Below are 23,113 nucleotides of genomic sequence, written 5' to 3' on the forward strand. Positions count from 1 at the left end.
TTATATAAATCAACTGGAGGTGCTCGGTTCTGAAAGCACTTGTTTCTCTTCTCCCGGAGGATCTTGATTGCTTCGTCAGAGAAATATGGGATGAACTGAAGACCGAGTTTGGCTTTAATTCAGTTTTTCTCACACCTTTCCCTCATATAACCTACTGCATTGTAGAAGAGAGGAAGACAGGAATCGACCCTTTGATCGAGGTGACGGCTTCCAATACGCCCCCTTTGATGGCCACAACGGAGTATCTGGGAGTCTTCTCCGGCGAAAAGCCGGTGATATTCATTGGGCTGGCAAGGAATTCGCGCTTAGCATCTCTTCACCATGCTTTGTGGAGCGAACTCTGCGATTCGGTAGACAACAGAGCGATCGCTTACAATGAAATCCACTGGATACCCCATATTACAATTGTTTTCGGAGATGATCTTAATCGATCGAACATTGGTCCGGTTATGGAAAGACTTGCCTTCAAGGATTTTCATCACGAGTTGACGATAGACAATCTGACGGTACTTGAAGAGGTCCCCGACGAAGGGATTATTATCAGGAAGAGACTGAAACTCGCAGGCCCGTCGAAAGAGGATTGAGCTCTCTCTCGCGCTTACATTCGCTTCTAGAAAGGTAAGTAACTAAAAATCGAGCTTCCAGAAGACCAGGTTTGTTATAATCTATCGAAAGGAGGAGGTAGATGCATGAGAAAAGTTAGTTGGAAGGACATTGATCTGAAGATCGCGCTCCCGAGAAACGTGAAATCTACTGAGTGCATTGGCGAACTGGAAGAGTTCATAGGTCAGGAAAGAGCCATAAAGGCACTTGAGACTGGACTTCACATAAATGCGAAGGGTTACAATGTGTTCGTTTCGGGTACTACCAATACCGGCAGAAGGACCTTTGTAAGTCGCTATCTCAAGAAGAAAGTCGAGGGTACTAAGACCCCCGGAGACTGGATATACGTCTATAATTTCGACGACCCGAGGTCTCCAAACTCAATATCCCTTGAAGCGGGAACGGGGAAGATATTTCAGAAGGAAATGAATGAGTTTGTCGAGATCGCTATAAACACTATTGGCGAGAGTTTCCAGAGCGAGGACTTTCAGCAGAAAGTTACATCCATACAGAATGAGCAGTCGGAGAAACGTTCAAACATGTTGAAGGAACTCGTTGAGAAGGCCAAAGAGAAAGACTACACCGTTCAAATAAACCAGACCGGAGTCGCAACCATTCCTCTATGGAACGGAAAGCCACTTACACAGGAAGTATATGAGGCTCTGCCCGAGGATTATCAGAAGCAGATCACGAAGAAGGGCGAAGAGGTTCGTGAGCTGGTTAATTCCTATCTTCTGAAACTGAGCAAGATGGAAAAAGACTACGGTGAAAAGTATAAGGAATTGAACAGAAAAGTAGCCTCATTTGCCGTTGAAGGCCACATAAAAGAGATGAAGGATAGATTCAGCGAAAGTAAAGAGGTTGTGGACTTTATTGAGAGCATGAAGGAGGATCTTCTTGACAATCTTGGAATCTTCTTCAGCCATGAGATCGATTCGAAGGCCTTTTTTGGCAAGAGATACGCAGTTAATCTATTTGTCGACAACTCAGGAATAGAGGGGAAACCAGTTGTAGAGGTAACGAACGCCAATTACTCTTCCCTCTTTGGAAGAATCGAGTACATAGCGAAAATGGGCATGCTCGATACCGATCACACAATGATAAGACCCGGAGCGATACACAGTTCCAACGGCGGATACCTTGTTCTAGATGCCAAAAACGTGCTAAGCGAACCGTATGTCTGGCAGACACTGAAACAGGTTCTCTTTTCGGGCCTGGAGGGGATCGAGAATCTTGAACATAAGATCGGCCTGCTTTCGACTGTGAGTCTGAAGCCGGAGCCGATTCCACTTGACATAAAGATCGTCATGATCGGAGAGCCCTGGATATACAGTATGCTTAGCACCCTTGACACCGATTTTAAGAAGCTCTTCAAGGTAAAGGCAGAGTTCGACTGGGAAATGGCTATTCAGAATGATACTGTTAGCAAGCTCTGCGGACTCACCTGCAATATTGTCAAAGAGAATTCCTTAAGACCACTCGAGAGAGAAGGGATCAAAGAAGTAATCAAAAGGGCGGTTTTCCTTTCTGGCACTAGAAAGAAGGTCTCGACCCAATTCGGTGCACTTGAACAGATCCTTCTTGAAAGCTCGGCCGTCGCGGAAATCAATGGTCACGAGATGATACAGGCCGATGACGTATCGACTGCATGGGAAGAAATGCACAAGAGGGTTTCGCTCTATCAAGACAAGATTAAAGAGATGTTCCAGAACTCCACTTTAATGGTTCAAACAGAGGGGGAACTTGTCGGCGAAATAAACGGGTTGACAGTGATCCAGACTGAAGATCTTTCTTTCGGGATACCTGTGAAGATTACCGCCAAAGTCGGACCGGGTGACAGCGGAATCGTCGACATACAGAAGGAATCCGAGCTGAGTGGACATATTCACAACAAGGCAAGTCTGACCATTCAAGGATACATGAGCTCGAAATACGCGCAGCAGTTCCCGCTAAGCCTAAATGGCTCGATAAGTTTCGAGCAGGTTTACTCGGCAGTTGAAGGAGATAGCGCTTCGGTTGCCGAAACGGTCGCCTTCCTTTCTGCGATTGGTGAAGTCCCAATAAAACAGTCGATAGCCGTGACAGGTTCAATAAACCAGAGCGGACGGGTTCAGCCGGTGGGTGGAGTCCAGTACAAGATTCAGGGCTTTTATGATCTCTGCAAAATTAAGGGCTTCAACGGCCAGCAGGGAGTGATAGTGCCCGAAGCGAATTTCGATAACGTGGTTCTAGACGACGAAATAATAAGAGCGATTAAAGAAGGTAGATTCAACGTCTGGACTATCGAAACCGTGGACGAGGCTATAGAGATACTTACAGGAATGAAACCGGGGAAAATCGGAAAGAACGGGCAGTACTCTTCGGGCACTTTCAATCGACTTGTCGTTGATAGGCTCAAGAAGTTCTACGAGATTGCCTCTCGAACACATAATCGAACCGGCAAGGACGCCGATTAATCAGGCAACTTCATTAAACTAGCAAAAACGGCGATAGATAAAACCTCTGTCTATCGCCGTTTAGAGTTTGCAGACAGCGTTTCTAGGATTTCGAATCTATCTCGGCAAATCTCGCAAGCATATAGTTTATGTAGCCCTTCACATAGGAGGCAGTTTCTTTCAGGATCTCTACTGAAAGCGCATCAAGCTTCGCTGTTTCGCCTGCGTTTTGAAGATCGTCGAAATAGGCTTTGCCAAGCCAGACTGCTTCGGGGTTTTCCAGTTCGTCTCCCATTGTACGCTTAAGCTCGTAGTAGACTGAACTCAACTTATTCCTGGAGTACCTTCGCAAACTAACGGCCGCTTGCTTCGGGTCCTTAATCTTTTTGGGTGAAACCTCTCTTAACGCCTCAACGAGGGGTTCGTATTCTTCCCAAAGCAGGTATCCACCGTAGAAGTCATAAGCAAAGTGGTAGTTCGCAAAAACAGCCACCCACTTGTCCATATTGAACGGCAGCTTCACCATCTCGACGAATGGTGCCGGGAACGTATGGAATGGCTGACCTACATCTTCAAGATAGTGAAGTGCTCTCCCCATGAAGCGGTATGCCCAATAATGGTCTCCTCTAGAATAAGCGATCTCGGCCAGATCACTGAAATACTGAACCACGTCGGTTACTTCTCCAACTCTAATGAAGAAAAGCATCCTGTATTCCATATGCCTCAGCCCCTGGCTGTCACCGAGAAGCGTCTCTATTCCCTTAATTTCAAGCCCCTTATCCATACCTAGATCGGGCTCGTAAGAATATACCGAGAGAATCTGCCACAGGGGTGCCAAATTGTCAGCCGGTTTGGGGTTTGGGAAGACTGAGCTGTACAGATCGAGGTCTTCTTCTGGCAGATAGCTTTCGCCGAGATAATCGTAGAAACCCTCTAAGGCCGGATTGTACTCCTGAGTATCTACATCGGCGTATGTATAAGGGGTGATTTCCACGAACTCATCGAAATCATCCTCATACTGCGAAACAATAATATAAGTAAGCGCATCGTGGCCAGACCACGAAAAGGCAAACGCAGTCACAAGAAGTATAAGAATCACCATCACTCTTTTCACATAATCACCTCCAGTCCGATAATATCAGATTTCACGTTGCAATATTACTTTCTCAAGAGCACATCCGCTTCGGCAATGAAACTCTTTTCTGATAGTATTATTTGAGAAAAGGTGTTGTTGGAGGTGCGATATGGGGGACAATTTAAGAAGAGTCTCAAGAGGTTCGCTGGATGTCAGAATACTGCGTGATGCCGAATTCGATTTTCAACTTTACAGGTCTCTCGGTGCGGTTTCCTATGAAGGGGGAACGGTCGGGGAGATCCTCTCTCTTGTACCACATATAAATTGCGATGATCCAGACTCATGGGTGAAGTCATTCAAAGAGCTCGCGACGAAGCTGAAGAATCACGCCCTCATAGTTCTTCAGAAAGGCAGTAGCGAGAGCGCGAGACAGGAATTCTTGAGGGCGGCAAGCTATTTCAGAGCTGCCGAGTACTTTGGCGACCCCAGAGACTCGAAGACAAGATACCTTGGAATGGAAAGTAGGGATTGCTTTGTATATGCTTTCAGAACTACTGATATTCAGTTTGAAGCGGAGAGGATACCATACGGCGAGGATTTCATTCCGGCATACTGGATTGCTCCAACAACCGGCGGCAAGAAGAAGACAGTAATGATGATGAGTGGCTTTGACGGGACATCGGAAGAGATGTATTTCCAGGCAGGCTCGGCCGCTTTGCAGAGAGGTTACGCGGTTGTTCTCTTCGATGGTCCCGGTCAGGTGGGAATGAGAAGGTTCTCGCCCGAGACTCCTTTGCGCCCGGATTACGAAGTCCCGATCTCCAAAGTCGTCGATTATGCCTTGTCGAAGGAGGATGTCGATCCCTCAAAACTCGCACTTTACGGTATAAGCCTCGGAGGATATTTCTCGCTTAGGGCTGCTGCTAACGATTCCAGAATAAGAGCGCTGATTTCTAACTCACCTGTTACTGATATCTACAAATACATGTCTGCATTTGCCGGAGAAGCGATCAATTCTCCTGAAGACATAACACTGGAGACGGTCGACCTTGTGCCATCGGAGCATTTATCTAAGGCCCAAAAACTGCAGCTCATTAACATAATGCTTAAATACGGAAGGCATTCAATGTTCAAGGCTTTCGAGAGAATGAAGGACTTTGTGGTCGGTGACAGTATAAAAAGTATCCAGATTCCTTTCCTTGCAATGGTTAGTGAGGGAGAAGGAGAAGAGGCGCTTTCCCAGGCTAGGGAAGCCTCAGATAACGTTTCGGGAAAGGCAATGATGAGGATCTTCACGAAACAGGAAGGCGCAGATTCCCATTGTCAGGTTACAAATCTTCCTTTGTCCAATTCAGTTCTTCTTGACTGGTTGGATGAGGTCTTCGGAGCGTAGAAATGAAGCGTATAGGTTTACTTGGGGGAATGAGCTGGGAATCGTCGCTAGAGTACTACAGATTGCTCAATGAAATGGTTAAGAACAGGCTTGGGGGATTGCATTCTGCAGAATGCATAATGGCTTCCGTTGATTTCGGCCCCGTTTCTGAGATGATGAAGAGTAATGACTGGAAGGGTATAGAGAGAGTCTTGACTGCCGCAGCCAATGATCTGAAGAGAGCAGGTGCAGACTTTCTGATCATATGTACCAACACAATGCATCTCCTGGCTAGAGAAATCGAAGGAGCATCAGGGCTTGAAGTCCTTGAAATCGGTAAGGCAGTCGGAAAAGAGATTGAGAGAAAAGGACTCAAAACCGTTGGGCTCCTCGGCACAAGATTCACCATGGAAAGATCTTACTACAGAGATACATTGGCGGGATTTGGAATAAATGAAATCGTTCCCTCAGAAGAAGAAATGGTAGTAGTAGATAGGATTATCTTCGAGGAGCTGTGCAAAGGAATCTTCAGAGAAGAGTCAAAGTCGGCTTATAAGAGGGTAATCAATGAGCTGCAGCTTAATGGAGCAGAGGGAGTGATCCTTGGTTGCACCGAAATACCTCTCTTGATAAAAGAGTCCGATGTGGACATTCCCGTTTTCGATACGACTGCAATTCACGCGCGGGCGGCCGTCGATCATGCTCTTGCGTGATTCGAGACCGCGAGTAGTAGATCGTTCACAGTTACGCATGCAGCAAGAGGTCGCTTCATTGAACAAGCGAGGCTGTTTCTAACCGATTAGTTCAACCTGATGTTAGATTCCAGATTATTCTTGAATGGATCTCGACAGGGTAAAGTGATAATTTAGCTGATACTGTCATTCACGATGATCAGTTGCTATTCCAAATAGCTAACGATCGCTCACATCCCGGAAGGAGGATTTAAGTATGAAAAAACTTTTGTTAGTGCTTCTGTCATTACTGCTGTTATCAGTAGTCTCTTTTTCTAGCGTTTACAATAGTGCGTCCAACGGTGACCTGCGAGGTGTACAGGAAGCTGTCAATAATGGTGGTAATATTAACGAGCGTGGTTATGCAAACAAAACACCCTTGATGGTCGCAGCGGATTACGGCCACTCGGAAATAGCAACCTACCTTATTGAATCTGGGGCAGACATTTCAACTGTTGACGACAACGCTTATACTGCTCTTCATTACGCGGCGAGAAAGGGTCTCCTCGATGTTGTGAAGATGCTCCTTGAAAGAGGAGCGGACATAAACGCTCATCCGGCCAGTTCAATGTTTTATGAAGGCTATACACCTTTGATCCTCGCCTGTGACAACTCCAAGAATGACGCTACTCTGGAAGTCGTTAAGTATCTTGTGGGAAAGGGTGCCGATCTAGAGAGAGTTGAATATGCTTTCCGCTCACCTTTGATTGCCTCGATATTTTCGAAGGGGACAAACACCGTAAAATTCCTGCTCGAAAACGGAGCCGATCCAAATCGACCGGCCAAAGACGGCAGAACTCCTCTCTATTTAGCTATATCGGAAGGCCTTCCAATTGAGGGTATAGAAGCTCTTCTAGAACATGGGGCAGATGTATCTGTCGGGAACGAATACTATACGCCGCTTCAACTGGCAGTGTCAAAATCGAAAAACGATGTCGCTAGAAAGCTCATTGAGTTTGGAGCGGACTACTCGGCTGTCGATGACGACGGAAACACTCTCCTCCATCGTGCTGCCAGGAAAGGCTCTACAAAAAACATTGAAATGTTTGTCGAGCTTGGGATTGATATAAACGCGAGAAACAACGAAGGAAAGACACCTCTCCACATCGCTGCCGAAGATGAATACTTCAATAACGTCAAACTGTTGATCTCTCTTGGAGCAGACATCCTGGCAAGGGACAACAACAACTATTTGCCCTTCCATCTGCATCTTGCCGTTTATAAAGAAGATGTAGAAGTCATAGAGCAGTTGCTCTCGGCAGGAATCAGCGTAGACAACAACGAAGTCGAAGCCGGTATCTCTCCACTTCATATCGCCGCGGCATACGGAAAAATCGACATGGCGAAGCTTCTGATCCAGAAAGGTGCAGACGTGTCGATTAGAGCAAAGGATGGTTTGCAGCCAATCCATGCGGCGGTAGGTAGTTATGGGAGTCTGGAGATGATTGATTACTTGCTGGAAAGTGGAGCAAGTATTGACGCCGAAGATCACGGGGGCAGAACCCCAATCTTCTATGCGGTAATGGACTACAACATGGAGTCGATCTCCCATCTCGCAGAGAAGGGGGCAAACGTAAATCATCAGGACAATACTGGTATGACACCCGCGCACTATGCAGTTCAGGACAAATGGGACGCAATCGAAATGTTGACGATTTTGAGCGATTTCAGCCTGGTAGCAAATGTCAAGGACGACTCGGGAATGACTCCCGAAGATTACGCGGCTTCTGAAGAAATAAAAGAGTTCTTGAAGACTCTTTACTGAAGATTCAGATAGGCTTTTCGCAGTGTCCCACAAACATGGCCTCTGCGTTTGCGGAGACCATGTTTTTTGATTGCCTGAGAAGGGACCCGGAGAAAGTTATGAACTTACTTTGCCTTTTTCGCATTAGTGGCTGCTCTCTCAAGAAGGGATAGCAGTTGCTGTTTTTCGTCGTCTGAAAAGCCTTCCGTTAGTATCTCTTCAAAATCCACGCCAGGTTTTCGGAGTTCCTGTCCGATCTTCTTCCCGTTATCGGTAAGAAAAAGCCTGTAAATCCGGGTGTCCAAAGAATCGATGTCTCTCTTAACGTAACCCGCTTCAGTCAGTTTGCTCATAGCCTTTGCGGTTGTGGCCTTGTCAACGCTCAGAATATCGCTAAGCTCGTTCTGGCTGATTCCTTCTTTTGACATAAGAACTCTCAAAAAGAAGAAGTGCCCGCTTCCCAATCCATATTTATGCATTTCCCTGCTGAAGTAGACGTTTGCACTGCGTGAAATGCAGTATATACAGCGACTTATGTACCCTTCCCCATTGAAGAATAGATCATGAGACATCCGTTGTTCCTCCCTCAACATTGAGCTCGCCTGAACGGAATATCTTCAGTTCTCTAAGGTAGAAAACCAGCGAGATTGCGAAAGCAATCAAATCGGCAAGAGGGAAGGATATCCAGATGCCATTAATCCCAAGGAAGCGCGGGATAACTAAAATCAGAGGGATAAGTATGATTATCTGTCTGAGGAGGGATAAGAAAAGTGCTGGTAAGGCCTTTCCGAGAGCCTGGAACATTCCGGATGCAATAACCTGAACTCCTATCGTGGGGGTGGCAAGGATAACTATTCTGAGTGCAAAAATGGTGGACTCAATAAGCTCTGTTTCATCGGTGAAAATTGATATGAGTTGTCTCGCAAACAGAAACATGACTATTGACGAGAAAAGAGCAATCATAGTAGTAACTGCAGATGCAAGTTTGACGGACTCTCTTGCCCGTCTCATTTTTCTGGCGCCATAGTTGTATCCGACAATTGGAAGAAATCCCTGGTTTACGCCGAACATGGGCATGATAAAAACCATCAAAAGTCGGTTGATCACTCCATACACTGCAACGGCAATGTCTCCTCCGTAGAAAACCAGCGAATTGTTGAGAACCACGGCCAGAAGGCTGCCGGCTACCTGTCTTGAAAAGGCGGAGAGTCCTACCGAGACAGTCTCCCTCATGATTCTCCATTCGGGGATCAGCGATCTTAAAGAGATTCTCAGTAGGCTTTTCCCACTTAAGAAGTAGAAGAGAACATAAATTGAAGTGGCAGCTTGAGACAGAACGGTTGCCAGCGCCGCACCCCAAATCCCCATATTTAGAGAGAATATGAAAATCGGGTCAAGAATAATATTAAGAACGGCAGAGATCAACATTGCGGCCATTGCTATTTTCGGTTTTCCTTCGGCCCTCACCACATGATTCATAGCCATGCCGAAAGAAAAGAAAGCGCTTCCAAGAAGTATTATACTCAGGTATTCTCTTGCATACGGAATGATGGCTTCACTGGCGCCGAGCACTATAAGCAGCTGATCTAAAAAGAACTGTCCTAGGAGAGTCATTACCAATCCGAAGGCGACCGAGAAAACCATTACGTTTCCGGCGGCTCGTCTCGCCTTTTCGTGGTCCCTTTCACCTAGTGCCCTCGATATCACTGAAGCGCCACCGATTCCGAACATTTGAGCGAATGCCATAACGAATATTTGAACAGGCAAGGAGATCGAGATGCCTGCGATTCCCATCGATCCGACACCTCTTCCAACAAAGATTGTGTCAACAAAGTTATACATAGCCTGTACAAGCATCCCGATAGTAGCAGGTAAAGAGAGACTAAGAAGCAGCCTCCCAATCTCTTCTTCACCGAGCATCTTATGTATGTCTTTTACCATAACTCACCTCACAGATGGTTGCACATTCAACTATTATAGTCCGAAATAGTATCAAATGTAGCGGCTCCGCCCAGCGAAGGTAGTGCCGATTTCAGAAGAAGAGAATTGATAGTCGTTGTCCGTCAGTGGTCCCACCGTCCCTTGAGAAGAACGGTTCTTCGTTCCGACGCTACGCGTCCAGGTTGTTCGTTCTTAGTCAAGCACACATCGTCAAGAACTTGTTTCAGCATCCCGGCAGGCTTGCCGAAAACATCACATCCCGTGACAGCGTCCTGTAATTCTTAAGAACACAACAACCCGTCTGAACTTGATTCAGAATCTCGGTGCTCTCTTCTTGAATGTCAGTAACGAGCTTACTTAATAGCCCTTAAGAAAAAGGTTTTCTTTCTTCTTCTCTCAACTTGCATCTAGGAACTTGCAACCGTTCTTTTCTGAGAACGGAGAACCATTCAACGGTGATCCGGTTTCACTAGCTCTTTCCAACCCCCAACCCGCTACCCCCGGCCACGTCTTCAAGAGTGCAGATCCCGGATCAAGTCCGGGATGACAACGTGAGCGACACGCGAGAAGGCGAGACTGGTATTACAGCCTTTGCTGATTACGAGAGTGAGATAATTCGTCATGAACTTGTTTCAGCATCTAGGTCTAGCATTCTGGTTTTGGTTCTTATTCTTGCAACTTGGAACTTGCATCTTGCAACTAATTTTCTGCTCTTCCAACCTCTGACGACTAACCTCTAACCTCGCTTTCTCTTAACGGTCGGATGCTTGTCTACTGCTATCATCTGATGTATTCTTCTTCCATGGGGATTGAAGCAGAATCGGCAGGTGAATTATGAACCGGAGTAGAGAAAAGTCTTCTAAAACAAAGTCTGTGATCTTATTGATTCTTACCGGTCTTCTTTGGAGCACCGGAGGTCTCTTGATCAAGAACGTCGACTCAAACCCTCTTGCGATATCGGGGATCAGGAGCATGATTGCATCCCTGGTAATACTCGTTGCTCTTGGAAGACCGAAATTCACATGGTCCCTGCCACAGATAGCCTCTGCTCTCTCTTATTCGGCCACGGTGATTCTCTTTGTTTCGGCAAACAAAATGACAACGGCTGCAAATGCTATTCTGCTTCAATCGACTGCGCCTATATATGTTGCTCTGTTGAGCGCATGGATATTGAAGGAGAGGGCGAAGCTCCTCGACTGGGTCACCATTATTGCGGTCTTTGGCGGTATGGCCCTCTTCTTCTTTGAAAGCCTGGACAGCAGGGGAATGACGGGAAATATTCTGGCGGTTGCCAGTGGAGTTACCTTTGCTCTTTTCAACATCTTCATGAGACTCCAGAAGGATGGTTCGCCGATGGAGTCAGTACTTCTGGGGAACACACTGACGGCTGCGATCGGAGTGCCTTTCATTGTGGGATCTCTACCGAGTCCTTCCGGATGGATCAGCCTCTTTATTTTGGGCGTGGCACAACTGGGATTATCGTATGTTTTCTACTCTGAGGCAATCAAACATTCCACAGCCCTCGAGGCCATTTTGATTCTCATGATTGAGCCCATTCTCAGTCCCGTTTGGGTCTTTTTGTTCATGGGAGAGATTCCCGGTAAGCTTCCCATGATTGGAGGAGCCGTAGTCATAGGTGCCATTACGATTAGGTTTGTTCTTAGAAATCTCGCCGGCAGACCGATTTTCCTTAAATATGGAGTTCCCAGGAGATCCAGAAGGAGAAATTCCACCTAACCTTAGATTTCATTTCCTTTGTTAAGACCTCAATCTCGAAAATGTTGTAGAATTGTAAGAATACCTAACAAGATTGGAGGTGCATCATGCATTCAGATGAAGCATACTCCGCAGTTATCAACAAGATACTGTCTGGCGGAGCGGATTTTGCAGAGATCTTTTTGGAAGAGAGATATACGGGAAGTATAAACATGGTTCAAGGTGAAGTAGAAGGGAGCGTGTCGGGGAAATTATTCGGAGCTGGATTACGTGCCTTTAAAGGTACTAGAAGCATCTATGCTTACACAAACGAACTTTCGCTCGATGGTCTCATGAAAGTTGCAGAAAGGCTGAGGGCCGTTATAAGTCAGGATAGGGTCGCGGATTCAGTTATTGATTTTAGAAATGAAGAGTTTGTTGACGTCTGTCCAGTTCTCTTTTCACCGAATAATGTACCGAAGAAAGAGAAGGTAAGAGTTATGCAACTTGCCCATGAAGGAGCATCGACCTTCGCTTCGACAATATCTCAGGTTGTCGTGAATTTCGTTGAATACGATCAGAACGTCTGGATCTACAATTCCGAAGGCGTGAAGGCTCATGATCGCCGCGTAAGGACGAGACTGGCGATATCCGCTGTCGCCACAAAAGACGGACAAATGGAAAGTGGTTTCTACGGACCGGGAGCAGCAATGGGCTTTGAGTTCTTTAATATGGTCGATCCCAGAGCCGCCGGAGAAAGGGCCGCAAGAATCGCAGACAGAATGGTAAGGGCGGAGTTTGCTCCTGCTGGACGAATGCCTGTGATAATCTCCAACGAGTTTGGAGGAGTAATATTCCACGAGGCCTGCGGCCATGCGCTCGAAGCTACGGGAGTAGCCAAAGGCGCATCTGTATTTGCCGGTAAGCTCGGTCAGAAGATAGCAAATGAATGTGTCTCGGCCGTAGATGATCCGACGATACATAATGCTTGGGGATCGGCAAATGTCGATGACGAAGGAACTCCGACCAGGAGAAATTTATTGATCGATAAAGGAGTTCTAAAAAGCTACATGATCGATCGCCTTGGTGGAATAAAGATGAAAATGAAACCTACTGGAAGCGCAAGAAGACAGGATTACACGTTTGCGCCGACATCGAGAATGAGCAATACGTTCCTTCTTCCCGGAGAGTACTATCCCGAGGAGATAATAGCTGCCACAGACTACGGTCTCTACGCGAAGTCTCTCGGCGGGGGATCGGTTATGCCTTCCACGGGTGAATTTAACTTTGCGGTAAAGGAAGGATACATGATAGAGAAGGGAAGGATAACCAGACCGGTAAGGGGTGCGACACTTATCGGAAAGGGCAATGAGGTCCTTACGAAGATTGATATGGTTGGCAACGATCTCGAACGGGGGCAGGGCATGTGCGGGTCGATCTCGGGTTCGATCCCGGCCGATGTGGGCCAGCCAACCGTAAGAGTGTCTGAACTGATTGTTGGGGGGCGAAATTGATGGATTTCAATACCTTTGCCGACAAGGCTTTCAAAATCTCCAGAGAAAAGGGCTTTGATGAAGCCGAGGTCTATTACTCGAAAGGTGGAGAATTTCAGTTAAGCTCTCTGAACGGTGAAATCGATTCATACACGGATGCCAGTTCGATAGAGGTTTACTTCAGAGGCCTCAAGAACGGAAAGATCGGCACGGCATTTTCAGAGATTCTAAGCGAAGAGGCGGCGACACTGCTGGTCGAAGAGGCTTTTGAGAACTGCTCAATAGCGAGCGGAGAGGATGTCTATATCTTTCATGACGGAACTGGTGAGTACCGTGACTTTGAAGGTTATTCAGGAGCCTTCCAGAAGAAGACCGTGAAGGAAAAGATCGATACCGTGGTGTCTCTGGAGAAGCTGGCTCTCGAATACGACAAAAGGATCGTGATGGTTCCGACATGCAGGACTGCCGATACCTGGTCGGAAGTAACCATAATCAATACACTTGGACTGAATAGGCGGTACAAGAGCGACGGCGGATTTGCCGTTGTCGTGAGTCTTGCAGGCGATGAGAAATCCAAGAAGACGGGTTTCAGTTTCTCTCTTGTCAGAAGGCCTGAAGAGCTGGATGTGAAAGGAGTCGCTGAAGAGTCTTCAAAAAGAGCCATAGATCAACTCGGCGCCAGAAATGTGAAGAGTGGAAAGTACAGAGTTGTTTTCAGGAACGATGTTTTCGGGCAACTTTTCGGAACTTTCACCTCTATGTACTCGGCGGACAACGTTCAAAGAGGCCTTTCCGTCTTGAAAGGAAAAATGGGGACCGTAATTGGATCAAGCAAGCTTACGGTGTACGATGATCCCTTCCTTCCCGAGAGTCCTTACAGTAAGCCATTTGACGACGAAGGAGTGCCGACGCGTAAAAAAGCGCTTGTTGAGAAAGGCGAGTTGAAGACTTTCCTGTATGACTTGAGAACGGCCGCGAAAGATGGTACGAAGTCCACGGGGAACTCCGTAAGGGGTACTTACAGATCAAAGCCTTCAATAGCCCCAGTGAACACTGTTGTTAGATCGGGAGACTTGAGTTTCGATGCACTCCTCGAAAGTATGGGCGAAGGCATTCTGGTCACTGATCTTACCGGCCTTCATTCCGGCACGAATCAGGTTTCGGGCGAATTTTCGCTTGGAGCGAGCGGCTTTTTCGTGAAGGACGGGAAGATAAGTAATCCCATAGAGCAATTTACGATATCTTCGAACATATTGAAGGCCTATAGTGGCATTTTAGAAGTTGGCAGCGACTCGGTTTCATCTATCTATCGTGTGAGTTCTCCTTCGGTCTTAATAGATGAGATCGATGTGGCTTCTGAATAATTACGGAGGTGATTCTTTTGCCCTTATACAGGTTTGTCTGCGAAAAATGTGGTCACGAAGAGAGTCTTCTTTTGGGAATGAGCGCTACGGTGCCTCCCTGTGAAAAATGCGGGGGGATTCTCTCAAAGCAGATAACTAATATTTCGAGCTACGGATCATCCTCGAGTTCCGATAGCTGCGGCTCATGCTCCGGCGGAAGCTGTTCAACCTGCGGACACTGATTCTTTCGGATACTGAAGTGCCCGGATAATCTGCCCGGGCACTTCAGTTTCAGTAAATCCGAATGAATTCACTTGACTACAGGATAATTCGACTGAGAATGCAAGATCATCGAGAACAGTTATACCGCCTTCATCCTTCCCACCCAATTGCAAGACCCTGCTCAATAGAGCTCCAGATACTTACTGATCTCCCAGTCGGTGACCGAAGCGCAGAATTCGCTCCATTCGCCCTCTTTTGATCTGACAAAGGTGTTGAATATGTGATCGCCTAGCGTCGATTTCACGAATTCGCTGTTTCTGGTAAACTCAAGAGCATTGATCAGAGTCCCTGGAAGGTTTTCTATCATCAGTTCCTTTCTTCTCGAGCCTTTCATCTTGAAAATATTCTCATCGACTGGATTAGGCGGGTCGATCCTCTTCTCAACACCGTCCAGACCGGCGGCAAGAGTCAATGCTAACGCAAGATAAGGATTGCACGTGGGATCGGGACTTCTGAATTCCAGCCTTGTTCCTTCTCCCCTTGTGCTGGGTATTCTGATCATTGCGCTCCTGTTTCCCAGCGCCCAAGAGATATTCACGGGGGCCTCATATCCAGGTGTAAGTCTCTTATAACTATTTATAGTTGGATTTGTGACGGCGGTAATCTCTTTTGCGTGTGAGATGATTCCCCCGACGAAACTCAGAGCGGTTTCACTTAACCCGTGATCTTTTGAGGAATCGCAAAAGGCATTGTTGCCGTCCGAGAAGAGGCTCATATGGATATGCATTCCCGATCCGTTGACTCCCGAAAAGGGCTTCGGCATAAATGTGGCATGAAATCCGTCGGCTATAGCTATTGTCTTTACAACCCATTTGAATGTCTGAATATTATCTGCGGTTTTCAGTATGTCAGTGTATCTGAAGTCAATTTCGTGTTGTGAAGGGGCCACCTCATGATGTGCCGCCTCAACTTCAAACCCCATTTCCTGAAGAGAAAGCACGATCTGTTTTCTTACCTCCTCACCTCCGTCAACTGGAAGGAGGTCGAAATAACTTCCCGTATCCAGAAACGCTCCGATCGGTTTTCCACGGTCATGGTCTCTCTTGACTATAAAGAATTCTGGTTCAGGACCGGCGTAAGTCTCGAACCCCATACTCTTGGCTCGCTGGATAACTCTCTTCAAAACATATCTTGGATCTCCCTCAAATGGTGTACCGTCAGGTTTGTAGACATCACAGATGAGTCTTATGGTTTTTCCCTGACAATTGTCCCAGGGAAGGAAGGCGAAAGTCGAAAGATCCGGCCGTAGATGCATGTCGGATTCCTCGATTCGCACAAAGCCGTCGATTGAAGATCCGTCGAACATTGCACCCTTTTCCAGAATTGTAGGCAGCATTCTTGCAGGAACTTCCACATTCTTCAGCATACCGTTTATATCGGTTATCTGAAGCCTGACAAAACCAATTTCCCCAGATTCGCATTTCTGAATCAATTCTTTTTCAGTCATGTTACTCCCCCGCTATCCTTGCCCGACCCAAGGGCATGAGATACTAAAGTATACGCCAAACTGATAACATTATAAATCATTGGTTGAATTTCTCAGGGATTGATTGATGATAAACTAATCACATGGAGGTGCCTGATGAACATAAAGCGTGCCTTTGTCAGCGTACATGACAAGTCAAGAGTGGAAAAGATCGCTGGATATCTAGTCTCGAACGGTGTAGAAATCGTCGCCACTGATCATACCGCGGAATACCTTATAGATCATGGTGTCGAGGCAATAAAGGTCGCTGATTACACTGAGTTTCCTTCGATATTCGACGGAAGGCTAAAAGCTATCCACCCAAAGATTATAGGTGGAATTCTTGCGATCCAGGATCTTCCTGCCCATATTGAGGAAATGAGAGAACATTCGATTCTGCCTTTCGACATGATAGTTATGAATCTCAAGCCTTTCGAGTCCGCCGTAAAGGAATCACCGGATGAGTCTAATCTCTCAAAAGAGATCGATATCAGTGGACCGGCCCTGCTGATGGCGGGCGCCAAGAACCACAGGGACATTGTAGTCATATCCGATCCTATGGATTATGATGAAGTGATTGACAGTTTAGAGGACTGTGGAGATGTTCCCCTTCTTAAAAGAAGAAGATACGCTCTTAAGGCGATCTACGCTGCCTTGCTTTACAATTCTTCCATTCATAAGGCGTTATCGCAGATTTTTGCTTCCGAGAAATACGACTATACGGTCATGGAACACGTTATGCAGCTGCTTTACGGGGACAACCCCTCTCAGAAGGCTCATCTGCTAAAGCTTTCGAAGGAACCTGGTCTGCTTGATGAGGTTCAGATCGGTAATCCCGCCATTGGACTCAAGAAGTCTCAGCTGAGAAACATTAATGTTTTCATGGAACTTTATTACTACAGCGATAATATTTCGCTTTTCCTTGACAAAGGTAAGATCATAAAAGTCTTTGCAGGCAAGGTACCGGACGATTTTTCCACGGGCGGTCCCGATACGATGTTTGCTTCGACCTTTGCCATCGATGGTGATACTTTGAAAAGACTGAGTGACGATGGCGTAGAAGCTTTTGGAGGCGTTTTCGACCGCGATGCCATACGCGCTGCAAGAGAGAGAGATATCATGATACTGACCGTACCGGCCCACGAAGCGGTGACACTATCGAAGGAAACGTATTCGGGCTTTGGCAACTATTTTGTAAGAGAACTCACATTCGAGATGAAGAAGTATGACCTTGATACAGACGGAAGGCTCGCTATTTATTGTTCACGTGTGAACAGGGCGAACAATTTCTCGATTTTCAAAGACGGTGAGAGTATTCTTCTCAAGAGCGGTTTGAGTTACGGAGAAATGATGAACTACGACTTCACAAAGCACGATCTTAGAGAGTCAGTTATGGCTTGCGATAATGATTTGACCGACGAGTTAATAAGAAAACTCGTAACCGCCGGGGTCAAGAGACTTATTTTGCCGGGTACAAAAAGGACTTATTCCCACAGAAACGTTCTTGTGCTTGGAATTGACTTCACAAGACTCAACAATTGACTAGCACTTGAAAGCTGCGAAGACAGACTATATAATGTAGTTACACCATGCTAGGCGGGGAGCTGGCGGTTCCCTGTACCCGAAATCCGCCACACGCGGGGCCGAATGCCTTTTGAGGCTTTGCCGGTTTGGTGTCGGTTTGTCTGAAGGTGTTGAGGATTGAGTCCTGCGCAACGGGAACTTGCGAACCTGGTCAGGTCCGGGAGGAAGCAGCCATAAGCGAGCGCTCTCGTGTGCCGCGGGGTTGCTCAGTCTGAGCCGGAAGGCAAATGCGGCCAGGTCGGGAATGTCGATGAAGGATGCATGGTGTTTCTTCTTCTATGTATCACGCTTATCATCTGCTAGAATTAATATGACAATAATAGACGGTTTTGGGAGGTACATGGGATGTTACTAAAAGGAGAAAAGGCAATAGACTTCTCACTATTCGGTTCGGATCTTAAGGAATACAAACTCAACGAATATCTAGGAAAGAAAGTTGTACTGGTTTTCTACCCCGGTGCGTTTACGAGTGTATGTCAAAAGGAACTATGTACATTCAGAGATTCTCTTGCGAACTTTGAGAGCCTTAACGCTACAATTCTCGGGATAAGTATGGACAGCCCTTTTGCCAACAAAGCTTTCAAGGAGCAAAATTCCCTTTCTTTTCAGCTTCTCTCAGATATTGGAGGAGAAGTATCCGGAAAGTACGGCGGCGTGCATCAGGACTTTGCCGGCGTCAGGGGTCTCACTGTTTCAAAGAGAGCCGTATTCATTGTGAATAAAGACGGGAAAATTTCCTACACATGGGTTTCAGACGATCCCAGAGTTGAGCCAGATTACACAGAAATTTCGAATCATCTTAAGAAGATTTAGCGATGGGGGGATAACCCTAATCGTCTTTGTTACAGGAGGTTATCATGACAGAATTCAGCTTTCCGGAGCACTCGAAGGAGCTTCTTGAAACCCTCAGGGACGGAAGAGTTCTGATCGGAGTAACAGATGGCGTTGAAACAAATTTGATAACCGTGGGTTGGGGTTTCCTTGGTTATACATGGAATCGACCGGTCTTCATTGCCATGATAAGGCCGAGCAGATTCACGCACGATTTTTTCAGAAGCAGCGATGGATTCTCGGTTAATTTCATGTCAACAAACTGGCAGGAGGCGCTGGACTTCTGCGGGACAAGGAGCGGAAAGTATTTCGACAAATTCAAGGAAACCGGTTTGACTCCACAAGAGGGAGTGTCGCCATCGATAGTGGTGGTGGGTGAGGCAGATAAGGTATTGGAATGCCGCGTTGTTTCTAAGGAAGCATTAACACCTCTTGCTCTGAACGGAAGCATAGCAAGCACTTTCTACGGTGATAATTCATATCATTCGCTCATATTTGGAGAAATCACCGATTCATACACTCTTCCTTGAATAGACTCCCACGATAACGGTAAGTATGAGAGAGGCTATTAGAATCGACCAAAGTATGTAAGACGACCAGTTTGGTGTCTGAAGACTTAATCTCGAAGAAGAGTCTTGCAGCAGAATATCTCTTGCGAAAATCAAAGAAACAATCGATTGAAATGAACATAGGAATCCAAGGACAAAATTCCAATTCTTTGCTCCCGCGGCTATTGCGGCTATCTGTGCGGAAATGAATATCAGAAAGGAGACTGGCGCCAGCAATACTCCCAGGAGAAAGATTAATCTTATGGAATCAGGGTTTTGCACTATGCTTGTCGACATCTGGTTTGCCGTAATGATAAGAACAACCGACGACAAACCAACGACTATTCCTGCACCGGTCAGATGTTTATAAGCCTTTTCTTTTCTACGGACGTGAGCAACGCTTACTGCGCCACGATCTCTCTTCTTCAATTCAATCACCCAGACAGCCAAAAATCAGATCAAAAAGCCTGAAAAACAATGAATGCATCTATCCAAATGCTGTGAATACCTGAGATGCTGACAAAACATTATCATTATACTGCAAATAATATTGATTATCAAAAGTTAATTTAGAACCAGTAATTGCACCGTTTGAACTAATTCATTCGTTTAACTTTTATGTTCATTTTCCTGTTTTCTTCATAGAGAAGACCTCAGAATTGCAGCACATACAACAAGCGACTTTCCCTCCCAGCGTTTTGATAGGAAAACTCTTCTTCATTGGCGGAAAAACCCCGAGTAGTTCTGTTTCAAAACCCAAATGAAAAGGTAGAAGCTCTCCTAAACACAAGAAACTGAAAAGAGCTTTGGATGAGGTTCCCGTGCTGATATAATCAAAGTATAGAATTCAACAAAGACCTTATTTTCTCCAGTTCTTCTTTCCGATCCCTCGATTGAAAATCTTCAAGGTCATATTTGTCTGGCAGATCGCCAAAAAAACCAGTTATCATGACGGTTGTGGGGCTTTCTGGACGCTTGAGGAGGGATAAGCATGACTAAGTACGTATTGATTATCACACTGCTGGTAATACTCCTGACCTTATCTTCTTGTGAAAAAAGAATCAGCATATCATGATTCTTACGGCAAATCCAGCAAAGGTCTGAACAAGGGACCTCTTTGCGGCGGGTGCGAGACAGCCTTTGGGATTGATGGCTTAGTTGTGCGTGTTGGCAAACTATCACCAGTTCTTTCTTGCCTAGTGCAGAAAGCGACGCAAAACAGAGGTCAAGTGACACTTCAGCAAAGCTTTCCCAAAGTTCATACCTGTGCTGCAGTTTATCATCGAAGCCCTTATTACGGCGTAAATGGGGATTTTGAATGTCATGTGCCAGGCGTCACTAAAGAGTTTTCGTGACCTTCTCGGTGATTGTTTTTGGCTAAATTGCTTATTTTGCAGCTCACTTGGCCTTTTTGGTGTAGACTAATTTCATGGATGTTTTGAAAAAGAAGTGGATGGCGGCTTTGGTTGCGATATTCTGTTCGGTTCTTTGGGGCAGCGCTTTTCCGGTGCTTAAACTAAGTTACGAGGAAATGTCTATCGCTCCGGATGACGTTTCCGCCAAGCTTGTCTTCGCGGGAATTCGATTTTTGGGCGCCGGTGTCATGGTACTCATGCTTTCAATACCCCTTGGTAGAAAGGGTAGAACAAGATTCGCGAAGAAGGACTACCTCCATTTTCTGGCGCTCGGGCTACTGCAGACTTTTCTGCTCTATTTCTTCTTCTATAACGGGTTGAGCTACACGACGGGTATGAAGTCTTCAATAATAATGGCCGGAGAAAACTTTCTAGTTATTCTTCTTGCTCATTACATATACGAGAATGACCGCTTGAGCTGGAAAAAGACACTCGGGATGATACTGGGATTCGCTGGTGTCTTCCTCGCGAATTTTGAAACCGGCTTCACTCTGAGCTTCGTGTTTCTGGGCGACGGATTCATGTTGATCGCAGCGACTATTGGTGCATTCGGCACTATGTATGCCAAAAGGATTTCGGCAATTAGGTCGCCTTTCCTCGTATCAGGATGGCAGCTTTCGATCGGCGGCTTTCTTCTCCTGCTTGCCGGTCTTCCAGGGCTGAAAGAGGATTCGCTTGTTTTCACGCTCAAGGGTAATCTCCTTCTAGTATATTCTATGCTTCTTTCGGCAATAGCCTTTTCCTTATGGTATGCGATTCTCAGCTTTCACAAAGCCGGTGAAATCACTATGTTCCGTTTCGTGATCCCGGTGGCCGGTGTCTTTCTCTCGGCAGCCTTCATTCCGGGAGAGGCCCTCAACTCATACATGGCATTCGCCCTCGTATTGGTTTCGGCCGGTATTGTGGTTGTCAACTGGAAGAACAGAGGAGTCTCAGAAGATAATTCCACTCAATAAATCTGAATATTGCTTTGGAAATTCACATCAGGATACTGTGGGCTATTGTTAGGTGTAACCTCGCCCCATCGCCTAATAGAATTGCGAGTAAATCTTTTCTTCAAGCAAAATCACTTTGGCAGAAGGACGCAGCAAAGAATAGAAAACTGGGGTGAGCCGTTTCTTTTTGGGTCTGAGATGGAAACGAGGTCAAAAGTAATCGACGACTTCTCTGGATCGAAAACTACCTCCACATTTGCATACCTTCAGAAAGAGACTCGAAGAGAAAACGGAGTCGATTCTCTCAATTGCTTTTCGCGAGTCTTCCTGCCGCGATTCTGATGCCGATGGCGCCAAGTGAGGCCGTTGTAAGGATCGAGAGTACTGAAACCGAAAGTATTACATCTCCGTAAGCAACTCCCATTGCTAAGGGTATTCCTCCAACTGCAGCTTGAACTGTGGCTTTTGGCAGATAAGAAATCATGCAAAAGAGTCTTTCGCGGAGATCTAGTTTCGAACCGAGAGTGGCGGCCAGAACGCCTGCGCTTCTAAATATGAGTCCAAGTAGAATTACAAGCAGACCATAAGCCATGAGTCGCCTATCGCACTTACGTAAACACTTGCGCCCACTAGAACAAATAGGAAGACCTCGGCGACAACTCAGATTCTCTCCATCTTTCCTGCAATCCTGTCGGCGGCTACCGGAAGCCTCTCTCGCAGGACAAAACCTATCGGCACCACACCCATGAGAGTTGCTACGGGCAGTACTTCCTCGAGTTTATGGAAAACGAATGCAATCGATAGGATCAAAAGAACCTTCTTCGTGTCCCCGATATGGAATCTTTTGGACAGTAGGCTGAAGAGAAAACCGATTGTCGCTCCAAGAGATATTCCGAGAATAATCTCTATTGGCAACATAAGAAGGGACATTCCGATACTGACATCCTGTCCTCCTTCAATTCCCAAAAACGCTGTAAAGAGTGTAATGGTCACAACGTCGTCTATTGAAGCTACCGCTAGAATAGTAGAAGGTATTTCGTTTCTCTTTCCAAAGTCCCTTTCTTTCAGTCTCAGCATCTCGGGAACCACTACCGCAGGTGACACCGCCGCAATTATGAAGCCGAGCATTCCTTCTTGAATGAGGCTGAGATTCAGGAAGAAGTGAGCCATTACCATAATTGAGAAACCTTCGAAGAGGCTTGGAAGAAAACTAAGACGAAAAGCCAGGGAACCTATCTTCTTGATAATTCTCCGGTTCAATCTAAGACCGGCACGCATCAGACTATTAGTGCGAGCAGCCGGACTTCATCGGAAATTGAGAGCAATGATGTGTCGATGAGATTCATTGCACCGGGTCCCGAAGCTATTCCAAGCGAGACCAGGCCTATAAGACCGGGAAGACGAATTCTTTCAAAGAGGGAAAGTACTCCGATCGAGAGAATCACAATAAGGGAGATGCTAAGAATCATATGTTCCTCCAGAGTCAAGCAGAACCAGGCTGCGAATTTGGTAGAAACTATCAGCTGGACGCAGTTCTAAAGGAGTCTGCTCCGAGGCAAGCTTTTCATTGCCAAATGAATTATAATAGCTGATACGTTATACTGTTAATGAGCAGTGAACG

General features: G+C 46.3%; 21 protein-coding genes and 1 other RNA gene. 14 read left to right on the plus strand and 8 right to left on the minus strand.

Translation table 11 applies throughout. The features are described 5' to 3' along the window. Window positions 1–95: 95 nt before the first annotated feature. On the plus strand, window positions 96–584 hold the full coding sequence (locus B3K42_RS04495) for a 2'-5' RNA ligase family protein (RefSeq protein ID WP_292597129.1): 489 nt from the start codon (window positions 96–98) through the stop codon (window positions 582–584). Between the two features lie 105 nt (window positions 585–689). Continuing rightward, window positions 690–3,059, plus strand: coding sequence for a Lon protease family protein (locus tag B3K42_RS04500; RefSeq protein ID WP_292597093.1), 2,370 nt, complete (start codon window positions 690–692; stop codon window positions 3,057–3,059). Window positions 3,060–3,141: 82 nt separating this feature from the next. On the opposite strand, the gene B3K42_RS04505 is transcribed toward B3K42_RS04500, so the two are convergent. After that, window positions 3,142–4,152, minus strand: coding sequence for a phospholipase (locus tag B3K42_RS04505; protein ID WP_110990946.1), 1,011 nt, complete (start codon window positions 4,150–4,152; stop codon window positions 3,142–3,144). A gap of 130 nt (window positions 4,153–4,282) precedes the next feature. Here B3K42_RS04505 and B3K42_RS04510 point away from each other — a divergent pair, with 130 nt between their 5' ends. The 3 genes from B3K42_RS04510 to B3K42_RS04520 all read left to right on the plus strand — a co-directional run bounded on the left by B3K42_RS04510 (window position 4,283) and on the right by B3K42_RS04520 (window position 7,981). Then, on the plus strand, window positions 4,283–5,506 hold the full coding sequence (locus B3K42_RS04510; RefSeq protein WP_110990945.1) for an alpha/beta hydrolase family protein: 1,224 nt from the start codon (window positions 4,283–4,285) through the stop codon (window positions 5,504–5,506). Between the two features lie 2 nt (window positions 5,507–5,508). After that, a complete protein-coding gene (locus B3K42_RS04515) occupies window positions 5,509–6,198 on the plus strand; it encodes an aspartate/glutamate racemase family protein (protein WP_110990944.1) in 690 nt (229 codons plus the stop codon). Between the two features lie 235 nt (window positions 6,199–6,433). After that, window positions 6,434–7,981 carry an ankyrin repeat domain-containing protein gene (locus tag B3K42_RS04520; RefSeq protein WP_110990943.1) on the plus strand — a complete coding sequence of 516 codons (1,548 nt, stop codon included), beginning with the start codon at window positions 6,434–6,436 and terminating at the stop codon, window positions 7,979–7,981. 104 nt (window positions 7,982–8,085) lie between these two features. Here the strand turns inward: B3K42_RS04520 and B3K42_RS04525 are convergent, their stop codons facing one another. Together B3K42_RS04525 and B3K42_RS04530 are read right to left on the minus strand one after the other, a co-directional pair. Beyond that, complete coding sequence (locus B3K42_RS04525; RefSeq protein ID WP_110990942.1) at window positions 8,086–8,532, minus strand: MarR family winged helix-turn-helix transcriptional regulator; 447 nt, start codon at window positions 8,530–8,532, stop codon at window positions 8,086–8,088. Continuing rightward, window positions 8,522–9,901, minus strand: coding sequence for an MATE family efflux transporter (locus B3K42_RS04530; protein ID WP_110990941.1), 1,380 nt, complete (start codon window positions 9,899–9,901; stop codon window positions 8,522–8,524). Before B3K42_RS04530 ends, B3K42_RS04525 begins: the two co-directional genes overlap by 11 nt. Window positions 9,902–10,735: 834 nt before the next feature. Between B3K42_RS04530 and B3K42_RS04535 the strand changes: the two genes are divergently transcribed. The 4 genes from B3K42_RS04535 (at window position 10,736) to B3K42_RS13840 (ending at window position 14,674) form a co-directional block, all read left to right on the plus strand. Then, complete coding sequence (locus B3K42_RS04535; protein ID WP_110989546.1) at window positions 10,736–11,638, plus strand: DMT family transporter; 903 nt, start codon at window positions 10,736–10,738, stop codon at window positions 11,636–11,638. A gap of 86 nt (window positions 11,639–11,724) precedes the next feature. Continuing rightward, window positions 11,725–13,110: a TldD/PmbA family protein gene (locus B3K42_RS04540; protein WP_110989547.1), complete on the plus strand. Its 1,386-nt coding sequence runs from the start codon at window positions 11,725–11,727 to the stop codon at window positions 13,108–13,110. Beyond that, window positions 13,110–14,453 carry a TldD/PmbA family protein gene (locus B3K42_RS04545; protein ID WP_110989548.1) on the plus strand — a complete coding sequence of 448 codons (1,344 nt, stop codon included), beginning with the start codon at window positions 13,110–13,112 and terminating at the stop codon, window positions 14,451–14,453. The genes B3K42_RS04540 and B3K42_RS04545 overlap by 1 nt, the downstream gene beginning before the upstream one ends. A gap of 8 nt (window positions 14,454–14,461) precedes the next feature. Further along, window positions 14,462–14,674 (plus strand): FmdB family zinc ribbon protein, encoded by a 213-nt coding sequence (locus B3K42_RS13840; protein ID WP_375232233.1) that lies wholly within the window; start codon window positions 14,462–14,464, stop codon window positions 14,672–14,674. Window positions 14,675–14,835: 161 nt separating this feature from the next. Here the strand turns inward: B3K42_RS13840 and glnA are convergent, their stop codons facing one another. Further along, the gene (glnA, locus tag B3K42_RS04550) at window positions 14,836–16,161 is read right to left on the minus strand and encodes a type I glutamate--ammonia ligase (protein ID WP_110989550.1); all 1,326 of its coding nucleotides are present in this window, start codon (window positions 16,159–16,161) and stop codon (window positions 14,836–14,838) included. Between the two features lie 135 nt (window positions 16,162–16,296). On the opposite strand from glnA, the gene B3K42_RS04555 reads away from it, so the two are divergent. The 4 genes from B3K42_RS04555 to B3K42_RS04570 all read left to right on the plus strand — a co-directional run bounded on the left by B3K42_RS04555 (window position 16,297) and on the right by B3K42_RS04570 (window position 19,124). After that, entirely contained in the window at window positions 16,297–17,721 is a 1,425-nt protein-coding gene (locus tag B3K42_RS04555) for a phosphoribosylaminoimidazolecarboxamide formyltransferase (protein WP_110989551.1), read from the plus strand. A 45-nt stretch (window positions 17,722–17,766) separates the two neighbouring features. Beyond that, window positions 17,767–18,028: signal recognition particle sRNA large type (ffs, locus tag B3K42_RS04560), an RNA gene on the plus strand. A gap of 80 nt (window positions 18,029–18,108) precedes the next feature. After that, window positions 18,109–18,576, plus strand: a complete 468-nt coding sequence (locus tag B3K42_RS04565) for a peroxiredoxin (RefSeq protein ID WP_014729978.1) — start codon at window positions 18,109–18,111, stop codon at window positions 18,574–18,576. Window positions 18,577–18,620: 44 nt separating this feature from the next. Next, window positions 18,621–19,124, plus strand: coding sequence for a flavin reductase family protein (locus B3K42_RS04570; protein ID WP_110989553.1), 504 nt, complete (start codon window positions 18,621–18,623; stop codon window positions 19,122–19,124). On the opposite strand, the gene B3K42_RS04575 is transcribed toward B3K42_RS04570, so the two are convergent. Further along, complete coding sequence (locus B3K42_RS04575; RefSeq protein WP_110989559.1) at window positions 19,107–19,580, minus strand: hypothetical protein; 474 nt, start codon at window positions 19,578–19,580, stop codon at window positions 19,107–19,109. The genes B3K42_RS04570 and B3K42_RS04575 overlap by 18 nt on opposite strands. A gap of 991 nt (window positions 19,581–20,571) precedes the next feature. On the opposite strand from B3K42_RS04575, the gene B3K42_RS04580 reads away from it, so the two are divergent. Next, the gene (locus B3K42_RS04580) at window positions 20,572–21,513 is read left to right on the plus strand and encodes a DMT family transporter (protein WP_292597105.1); all 942 of its coding nucleotides are present in this window, start codon (window positions 20,572–20,574) and stop codon (window positions 21,511–21,513) included. Between the two features lie 283 nt (window positions 21,514–21,796). Here B3K42_RS04580 and B3K42_RS04585 read toward each other — a convergent pair whose 3' ends face one another. The 3 genes from B3K42_RS04585 to B3K42_RS04595 all read right to left on the minus strand — a co-directional run bounded on the left by B3K42_RS04585 (window position 21,797) and on the right by B3K42_RS04595 (window position 22,961). Further along, window positions 21,797–22,084, minus strand: coding sequence for a hypothetical protein (locus B3K42_RS04585; protein ID WP_258367043.1), 288 nt, complete (start codon window positions 22,082–22,084; stop codon window positions 21,797–21,799). Between the two features lie 68 nt (window positions 22,085–22,152). After that, the gene (locus tag B3K42_RS04590) at window positions 22,153–22,752 is read right to left on the minus strand and encodes a cation:proton antiporter (RefSeq protein ID WP_292597109.1); all 600 of its coding nucleotides are present in this window, start codon (window positions 22,750–22,752) and stop codon (window positions 22,153–22,155) included. Between the two features lie 17 nt (window positions 22,753–22,769). Next, window positions 22,770–22,961 (minus strand): hypothetical protein, encoded by a 192-nt coding sequence (locus B3K42_RS04595; RefSeq protein WP_258367045.1) that lies wholly within the window; start codon window positions 22,959–22,961, stop codon window positions 22,770–22,772. Window positions 22,962–23,113 lie beyond the last annotated feature (152 nt).

Origin of the sequence: Mesotoga sp. UBA6090 (assembly GCF_002435945.1) — a bacterium.
Taxonomy (GTDB): domain Bacteria; phylum Thermotogota; class Thermotogae; order Petrotogales; family Kosmotogaceae; genus Mesotoga.